This is a genomic window from Metabacillus fastidiosus NBRC 101226, assembly GCF_001591625.1.
Classification (GTDB): Bacteria; Bacillota; Bacilli; order Bacillales; family Bacillaceae; genus Metabacillus; species Metabacillus fastidiosus.
Window position 1 is genome coordinate 1 of record NZ_BCVG01000133.1, and the last position, 8,510, is coordinate 8,510.

9 protein-coding genes are annotated in these 8,510 nt (G+C 34.2%); 4 read left to right on the forward strand and 5 right to left on the reverse strand.

Annotated features, from left to right (window positions below):
• Positions 1–352: 352 nt before the first annotated feature.
• From BFA01S_RS19425 to BFA01S_RS19435, 3 genes are all read left to right on the forward strand, one after another.
• Positions 353–889 (forward strand): DUF420 domain-containing protein, encoded by a 537-nt coding sequence (locus tag BFA01S_RS19425; RefSeq protein ID WP_066234787.1) that lies wholly within the window; start codon positions 353–355, stop codon positions 887–889.
• A gap of 182 nt (positions 890–1,071) precedes the next feature.
• Complete coding sequence (locus tag BFA01S_RS19430) at positions 1,072–2,175, forward strand: acyltransferase family protein (RefSeq protein WP_066234789.1); 1,104 nt, start codon at positions 1,072–1,074, stop codon at positions 2,173–2,175.
• Positions 2,176–2,404: 229 nt separating this feature from the next.
• Positions 2,405–3,130 (forward strand): ZIP family metal transporter, encoded by a 726-nt coding sequence (locus BFA01S_RS19435; RefSeq protein WP_066234792.1) that lies wholly within the window; start codon positions 2,405–2,407, stop codon positions 3,128–3,130.
• Positions 3,131–3,176: 46 nt separating this feature from the next.
• On the opposite strand, the gene BFA01S_RS19440 is transcribed toward BFA01S_RS19435, so the two are convergent.
• The 5 genes from BFA01S_RS19440 to BFA01S_RS19460 all read right to left on the reverse strand — a co-directional run bounded on the left by BFA01S_RS19440 (position 3,177) and on the right by BFA01S_RS19460 (position 8,065).
• On the reverse strand, positions 3,177–3,392 hold the full coding sequence (locus tag BFA01S_RS19440) for a YdbC family protein (RefSeq protein ID WP_066234795.1): 216 nt from the start codon (positions 3,390–3,392) through the stop codon (positions 3,177–3,179).
• 115 nt (positions 3,393–3,507) lie between these two features.
• Entirely contained in the window at positions 3,508–4,329 is an 822-nt protein-coding gene (locus BFA01S_RS19445) for an STAS domain-containing protein (RefSeq protein ID WP_066234799.1), read from the reverse strand.
• Between the two features lie 143 nt (positions 4,330–4,472).
• Positions 4,473–6,977 (reverse strand): DEAD/DEAH box helicase, encoded by a 2,505-nt coding sequence (locus BFA01S_RS19450; protein WP_066234802.1) that lies wholly within the window; start codon positions 6,975–6,977, stop codon positions 4,473–4,475.
• Positions 6,978–7,070: 93 nt separating this feature from the next.
• On the reverse strand, positions 7,071–7,460 hold the full coding sequence (locus BFA01S_RS19455; protein WP_066234805.1) for a YidH family protein: 390 nt from the start codon (positions 7,458–7,460) through the stop codon (positions 7,071–7,073).
• Positions 7,461–7,462: 2 nt separating this feature from the next.
• Entirely contained in the window at positions 7,463–8,065 is a 603-nt protein-coding gene (locus BFA01S_RS19460) for an SAM-dependent methyltransferase (protein WP_066234808.1), read from the reverse strand.
• Between the two features lie 104 nt (positions 8,066–8,169).
• Between BFA01S_RS19460 and BFA01S_RS22130 the strand changes: the two genes are divergently transcribed.
• Positions 8,170–8,304: a cytochrome c biogenesis protein CcdA gene (locus BFA01S_RS22130; RefSeq protein WP_235843076.1), complete on the forward strand. Its 135-nt coding sequence runs from the start codon at positions 8,170–8,172 to the stop codon at positions 8,302–8,304.
• The last annotated feature ends 206 nt before the right edge of the window (positions 8,305–8,510 follow it).

The window sequence follows — 8,510 nt, forward strand, 5'->3', positions numbered from 1 at the left end:
CCAAATCCTTGATTTTACTGGATTTCTATGACAGGGCCTTTCAGCAGAATATCCCAAAAGGGTTGCTTTTTATCCTTTTGGGATATCCTCATTTTTTATTCTTTTCTAAGTTTAAGTATTAAAAAAGATTTATTATATTCTTATTTAAATTAATAACAGCAGATAAAACCAAAAAGGAATATTATAGAAACATCTCCCTTTTACATATTATTTAGAACAATTATAAGAAAGGTTTTGTCGAAATAATGACAATCCATTTTCAAAGGCGAAAATCCAAGTATAATTAATTGCTCTTTCCTGTTTATTTTTTTATCCTTAAGGAAAGAACTAGAAGCATAGGAGCTAAAATAATATGAACAATACGAAACAGCGTAATTACAATCCGCTCATTTGGATTCTTTCATTTGTTATTGTAGGCGTAATCGTCGGAACGTACTTTCTTCCTAAAAGCAATGACGGTACAGTATTAGGTATTCAATTAACTGTTCTTCCGTTAATGAATGCTATTTTTAACACTTTTACTTTTCTTTTCTTAATAGGAGCTTTAGCTGCTATTATGAAAAAAAATATTAAACTGCACCGCCGCTTCATCATCGCAGCATTTACAACAACATTTCTTTTTTGTATCACGTACTTAACGTATCATTCCATGGCTGAATCAACAAGCTATGGTGGTGAAGGCTTCTTGATGTATTTATACTACTTCGTTTTAATCACCCATATTTTCCTTGCCGCAGCAATCGTGCCGCTTGCTCTTATTACATTAGGCAGAGGACTCAATATGCAAGTAGAGAAACATCGAAAAATTGCGCGCTGGACGATGCCGCTCTGGTTATATGTAAGCTTTACCGGTGTTCTAGTGTACATTATGATTGCACCTTATTATTAATTTTTAAAAGGCTGGAAAGAACGAGAAATAAAAACTCGATCTTTCCAGCCTTTTATTTTCCTAATTTATTACAGGTTAAAATACCTATTCAAAACAGGATATTACTCATTTTTTAAGTTACAAATCAGGAAAATTATTATATTCTATATTTACTATCTTTTATCTCAGGAGATTAATAAACAGTGAAAAGATTATATTATATTGATAACATAAGAGTTATTTTAACCATTTTAGTAATCGTGCACCATACAGCAATCGCATACGGGGCTGCAGGAGGATGGTATTATGTTGATAGCAATACGAATGATATTACTTCTACTGTACTAACTTTATTTACCGCCGTTAATCAAGCTTACTTTATGGGATTTTTCTTTCTTATTTCAGGTTATTTCACACCCGCTTCATACGATAAAAAAGGGGTAGCAGCCTTTTTAAAAGACCGGCTAATAAGGTTAGGTATTCCTTTACTCCTTTATATTAGTTTCATAGGACCGACACTTATTTATTTTTTACAATACAAAGAAAAATTATCATATATTGATTTTTACATACATAAAATTTTTAATTTAGAAATTATTAACTGGGGTCCCATGTGGTTTGTAGAAACACTTATTTATTTTGCTATTTTCTATGCTATTTATAGAAAAATAACTAGAGAACAAGCAGAAAACAAAGTATGTCTTTCCCATAAATATATTTTACTTTCTGCCGTTTGGATAGGATTGGCAGCCTTTTTTGTCCGCATGTTTTTCCCCGTTGGAACGAATATTCTTGGAATGCAATTAGGTTATTTTCCATCATATATCTTTTTATTTATCATTGGTATAATGGCCAAACGATACAATTGGCTTGATAGCCTTTCAAAACAGCATACCCGTCTTTGGTTTAAAGTATCTGTTACTTCTATCATTCTTCTCCCGGTCGTTTTAATCGCGGGAGGTGCCTTAGAAGGAAATACAAATGTATTTATGGGAGGAATGAGCTTCCAATCTTTAGCATATGCATTATGGGAACCATTTGTTGCTTTTGGAATTATTATGACTGTTATCATCTTTTTTAGAAATCATGTGAATAAAAACAGTACTGTACTGCAAATGATGTCTGACAGTGCCTACACAGCTTTTATTGTTCATCCGCCCATTGTTGTTTTCATAAGTATCATTATGAGCAAGTTTCATATCGCCCCTTTTGTAAAATTTTTAGCCGTCAGCATAGCCGGAACGATAATATGTTTTTTAATAAGTTCATTTATTATAAAAATTCCTTATATCAGAAAAGTATTATAATAAAGGCTGTCTCCAGCCACAATGCTGGAGACAGCCTTTTTCAGTAAACCCTTTTAATATGTCAGGCAGTACCCCTCCGGCTAAAAAATCCGTGTAACTGCACTATGCCAATATTAAATCTAATAACGAAGACAAATCCCTAATTAACCTTTTCTATCTGATAATGCCTTGTTTCCATCTATATAATATATGGGTAGTAATATACTAAAACATAGGGAGGTTATGTCTAATGTGGAATGCAGCAATGTGGGGAGCTGTTTCCGGCTCTGCTGTTCTGCTTGGTGCTTTAGCCTCAATGTTTCTTCCTATTAAAAAGAGAATCATTGGATTTATTATGGCTTTTGGGACCGGTGTATTGATCGGAGCAGCAACCTATGAATTACTTGGCGAGTCGGTACATAAAGGCGGAATAAAAGCAACATCTATAGGATTTTTAGCAGGAGCTATTATATTTACTCTTTTTGATTTTTTTATTTCCCGCCATGGTGCTAAAGAGAGAAAGCGTTCAGGCTCCTCGAATGAAGGATCAGGACTAGCTATTTTCATAGGTACCGTTATGGATGCAATTCCAGAATCAATTATGATCGGTGCCAGTTTAATTGGAAGCCAGACAGTGAGCTGGCTGCTTGTTGCCGCTATATTTATTAGCAACATACCCGAAGGCTTATCAAGTACTTCAGGATTGCTTAAAAGCAATTATTCGAAAAAGAAAATTTTATTACTTTGGTTTGCCGTTTTATTCATTTCTTCTTTTAGTTCCTGGGGAGGCTATTTCTTTCTCGATCATGCCTCAGAAGCATTAATAGCAGGTATTGCTGCTTTTGCAGGCGGAGGAATCATCGCGATGGTTTCTTCTACAATGATGCCTGAAGCATACGAAGAAGGAGGTCCTGCAATCGGATTAATTGCGGCTCTTGGTCTGTTCGCTTCTTTACTTTTAAATCATTTCTCTTAAATAATAAAAAACTGGAAGAATTACTTTCTTCCAGTTTTTTATTATTTTAAAAAGATTGAAGGATATGTTTAAGCTTGTCCAATTCTTCCTTCCCAAGCGTCACGCCTTTTCCCATCTTCTCATGATTCGGAGCCCAATCACGTATATCATACTTAGGTTCACGACCATTCCAGCTAACTAAATTCAATTCCTTCGTCCAGCCTTTTGATGATTCTGAAAGAACAGCAATATGCTCTGTTATTTCATATTTCAGATCTGCCATGTAGATATACCCCCATTAAAACGTAATAATCTTCATTTGCTTCCAAGTTCTCTATTATCCATATTATCACATATTAATTCCGCTTGGGTTATTAGCCTTCTTCTAATTATTATTACTAATATTTTAAATACATCTTTAAAGCCTGCTGTAACGTTCCAGTCGTCTTAACTTTGTCATCAAAGTTAATTCCGCTATGAGTCATATTTCTTACTAGTTCGGGGCGCAAGCCGGTAATAACAACTTTACAGCCCATCATGGAAACTCCAGCTAATACTCTCTGAAAATGTCCAATAACATCAGCTTCCATATTTGCAATGCCAGAAAGATCAATAACAAGTATCTCAACTTTGAGCTTCGCTATTTCTAATAACGCCTTTTCTTCAATTATACTGATACGGTATGAATCAATTAACCCAATTAAAGGCAAAACAGCTACAACTGGACTTACAGGAATAATTGGAACAGACAGATGTTCAACCATCTCTCTTTGAGTAACAATTAACTTATCTTTAAAATTGGAGTAACTAAGAAAGAAACTATTTAAAAATTGATCAATTTGATCGTTAATTCTTTTTTCCTGAATAAAAAATTGATCAATATCATTTACATTTCCTGTTTCCTGGTAAAATTTGCGAAGAAAATGCCAGACAGTTCGTCTAATTGCCTGAATCCACTCAAGTTTAAATGCTAAAGTAAGAGCATGTTTTGCCCATACAATTCCCTCTTGCTTAGCAAACTCTACAAGCTCCTCTTCTCTTTCTTCTGTAACATATGTAACTAATTTTTGTGCATTTACTAATAGATTTATATTTCCTGTTTGAAGAATTTCTTGGATTTTGGAAGCAACATTAACTGCTTCCGATAAAAGCTTCTTCTCAAAATCTTCTTTATTTTCAGTTATAAATGCTGTGATTTCTGATTTTTGATTAAAATCCATTATAGATAATTCTTCCTTTCTCAATAGATTCAAAATAAAAAATAGGTAGATGAAATGATTACTCATTTACTATCTACTCTATATTATACTCTTCAATCCATTAAAGGAGGAATATTCTTTATTGGAAATAATAAACATCTGTTTCATATCATAAGAATATTTCTAATTTCCTGCTCGGTCAGAATACCCGTATTATTTTGACTCGGCTGAATAATCTCATTAATTAAATTCTTTTTGTTTTCTTGCAGCTCATTTATTTTTTCCTCAATTGTCCCCTTGGAAATCAGTTTTATTACTTTCACTTCATTTTTCTGTCCCATTCGATGCGCTCGATCAGCCGCCTGTTGCTCTACAGCGGGATTCCACCAGAGATCATAAAGAATTACAGTGTCAGCTCCACTGAGATTTAAACCTGTTCCACCGGCTTTTAATGATATAAGAAAGAGATCCATATCACCTTTATTAAACCTGTTGCAAAGCTCTACACGTTCCATAGCAGGAGTATTTCCATTCAAATAGAAGTACTTAATACCTTTACTCGTTAGTTCTCCGCCAATGATCTCAAGCATCTTTGTAAATTGTGAAAATATAAGAATTCTTCTTCCTTTACTGCGGTAGTCTCTCACAATTTCCATTAGCTGCAATAATTTCGCAGAATCTCCATTATAATTGTCAACAAATAAAGCAGGGTGACAGCATAATTGACGGAGCCGGGTTAAGCCAGCAAGAATTTTAAGCCGATTTTTCTGAAAAGAGTCTTTGTTTAAATGTTTTAATGTTTCATATTTTAATTTTGCTAAATAGGCCGCATATAATCTTTTCTGATCTGGCAGCAGTTCTGATATATATATTAACTCATTTTTCCCTGGTAAATCGTTCAATACGTCTTCCTTCATACGACGAAGAATAAACGGCCTCACCAGTTTCGCTATTGTTTCACGAGGCATATCTTTTAATTCTTTTCTTTCTGGCATTAAATTCGGAAATACAATATTAAAAATAGACCAAAGATCATCTACAGAATTTTCTACCGGTGTACCAGTGAGAGCAAACCTATAATCTGCACGAACTCTTTTCACCATTTTTGCTGTTTGTGTAGTATGATTTTTAACAGCCTGTGCCTCATCTAAAAATAATGTATGAAATGACTGCCTCACATATTTATTAATGTCTCTGCGCAGTAAAGGATAAGAGGTAATGATAACGTCGGCCTTGTTCATATCCATTAAAGCTGCATTTCTCTCAGCCTGGCTGCCATCTATAATAACTGAATGTACTTCTTTAGCGAATTTATTCAGTTCATTTAACCAATTATAGATCAATGAGGAAGGTGCTAATACTAAGACAGGTTTCTTCTGTTCTCTAATTTCAGAAAGAACGGAAACAATATAAGCAATGCTTTGCAATGTTTTCCCCAGCCCCATGTCATCTGCAAGAATTCCTCCAAATTTATAATCTGCCAAAGTTCTTAGCCAGTATACACCGTGCTTTTGATAATCATGAAGAATAGCATTTAACTTCTCTGAAATCGCTGCTTCTTCTTGATCAGGATTTTGTAAACAGTTCAAAAGATCGCTAAAAGCTTTACCTATATGTATAGAATCATGTGGAAGAAATGCAATATTGCGTAAACCTTGGAGAAATGGTATGCGGGTCTCTTTGTCATTTAATTGTTCCTTCTCAATACTCATATTACTCAATAACTGATTTATTTCCTTAAAGTTCTGATCTTCTAAAGTTAATAATCTGCCATCTTTTATTCGGTAATATTTTCTTTTTTCTACAAGGGACATTAACAGATCACGAATTTCCGATTCTGGAATACCTTCCATATGAAATTCAAAAATAAGCCAATCGGTTCGTTCATCGACTTCTATCTTTATATTTGGACGAGATTCTATTTTGTATAATCGATTTTTAACAGCAGTAGTAGCATAAATATCTACCAGCTCTTTCATATTTGGAACAATACGATGCAAAAAATCATATTCTGCTTCCTCATCATGCAGAAAATAACCACTTTCTGTTTTTGTAAAAAAGCTCTCTTCCATTATATGCATAATTTCATGCTCCCTGACTGCATTTCGTATAATCAAAGAACTTATCGACGAATTTTCTCTATTATATTCCAATGGATTTATAACAATATTTCCATAATGAAATTCCAAACCAGCCAGCAAGCGGTTCTTAACCCGATCTAAAAACAGCTTAGCTTTCAATGGAAGCAATTGCTTTTTTTCATTAGTTCCATCAACGAGCTGGGCAGTTGCAGTCTGAGTAAGATTTTTAGTAGAAGGGCTTATTTTCCCATCTGCGCTATCTGAATGCTGTATCGGTTTACTTCCAGCAGGTATCCCATTAACTTGAATATCATGTAAACAGACAAGTACAGCGGCAATATGCTGACAATGCTTATGAAAGGAAGCTAATTTCGGACAAGTACATTCCGCATAAATAAATCCATTGCCTTCTCTTTCTATTAATACATTAAATATGCCATCTACCTTTACAGCTGCTTCAAAAATAAAACTGTTTGGATCGTAATCTTTTAAATATACTCTCTTTTCTTGAAAATACTTCTTCCCTTTTTTATATGCTGTCTCTCCACATATTTGCTTAATTTTACGCTGATTTAAAAAATAATTCATATGCTTGCTCCTTCAATATTCAAGCCGACGCTATCAATATACTCTTCACATCTTCTCTTAAAAATACATAGCGCATTAATGCCCCTTACATAATTATGCTATGAGAAAATAAGCCGCAAAAATTAACGCAATGACAATAACTAAAACACCAAGTGTCATGATCGTTATTTTAGGTGTTCGAAATGTTTGATTATTAATAGCATCAATTTTTTTCATATATGCGACTGTTGCCATAATAATTGTAATAATTCCTAGTGCAACAGAAGAAATCCCAATGACATTTGCTAATATATCACCTATGGGAGAAAGGCTTGACCTCATTGTAAAATGCAAATTCGTCACTAAAAAGCCAACACCAATAATTGCGATAGCTGTACGAATCCATGCGAGAAATGTCCGTTCACTTGCAAGATGCTGCTGAATATATTGGGAATCTATTGTTGGTTTATTTTCATGTGATTTTTCAGGTTTTCTATGAGCCATAACTATTCCTGCCTTTTTTGCCCAACAAATTGAATGACATGTGACAATCCATTATGTAATTCTCCCTCATGACGTGTCACTTCTCCAATGAAAAAATGGACGATACGCCAATCTGAAAAGGTTTGTAAAAATTCTTCAGGACTGTATAATAACTCAACATCCTGCGGCCCACCGCTCTTGTAAGGAATTTGATATGTCGAATATACTTCTGTAATAAAATAACCTCCTTGTTTCACTGCTTCCTTTACACCTTGAAGTGTTTTTGTACGCAATTTCTTCGAAAAATGTCCGAACACACAAACAATCTCGTCCCATCGTTCTTTCTCCCACTTTGCCTCATTTAAATCGACAAGCTCCGTTCTAACCGTTACTCCCCTCTGTTTTGCGAGTTTCTCTGTTTTATTTAAACCTGATTTTGCATAATCCCAAGCGGTAACATTCATTCCCTGTTCAGCTAACAAAACAGCATTCCGTCCCTCGCCTTCTGCAATCGCTAAAGCCTCACCGGATAATTGAAGCTTCTTCTGCATCTCGGCTAGAAATATATTCGGTTCTGTTCCATATACGAATGTTTCATTTTGAAAACGTGTATCCCATTGATTCATCATCCATTCTCCTTTTTAGCTAAGTTTATTAATTATACCATTCCCAATCTTAATCAAACTTTAACAAAGAACATTCATAATCAAATAAAAAGAGGTGTTTTTAAATGAGTGATATTGGTATATTCTTTGCCTTAGCTGCAGGTGTTCTATCATTTTTCTCTCCTTGTGTGTTTCCCTTACTGCCAGCATATATTACACATTTAACTGGAGGAAAAATAGAAGACTCTAAAGAGACCTAATAAATCAAGCATTCTCATTTCATCATCTACTAGTAATAGAGTCTTCATTTTTTAACTCCTTTCTCTCATTTTTTAAAATAATGTATCATAAAACTATGAAGAAATTTTGCAGTTTTATGAAAATTTATTAAAATGATGGACAAACACCCAACCGCAGCATTGCAAAGAAAAATAAGGAGCTGTCCAATAAGTCCCTGATAAGTTTG

Coding starts and splice junctions, on each gene's coding strand:
- BFA01S_RS19425 (WP_066234787.1), top strand. CDS start 353: ATGAACAATACGAAACAGCGTAATTACAATCCGCTCATTTGGATTCTT.
- BFA01S_RS19435 (WP_066234792.1), top strand. CDS start 2,405: ATGTGGAATGCAGCAATGTGGGGAGCTGTTTCCGGCTCTGCTGTTCTG.
- BFA01S_RS19440 (WP_066234795.1), bottom strand. CDS start 3,392: ATGGCAGATCTGAAATATGAAATAACAGAGCATATTGCTGTTCTTTCA.
- BFA01S_RS19445 (WP_066234799.1), bottom strand. CDS start 4,329: ATGGATTTTAATCAAAAATCAGAAATCACAGCATTTATAACTGAAAAT.
- BFA01S_RS19450 (WP_066234802.1), bottom strand. CDS start 6,977: ATGAATTATTTTTTAAATCAGCGTAAAATTAAGCAAATATGTGGAGAG.
- BFA01S_RS19455 (WP_066234805.1), bottom strand. CDS start 7,460: ATGGCTCATAGAAAACCTGAAAAATCACATGAAAATAAACCAACAATA.
- BFA01S_RS19460 (WP_066234808.1), bottom strand. CDS start 8,065: ATGAATCAATGGGATACACGTTTTCAAAATGAAACATTCGTATATGGA.
- BFA01S_RS22130 (WP_235843076.1), top strand. CDS start 8,170: ATGAGTGATATTGGTATATTCTTTGCCTTAGCTGCAGGTGTTCTATCA.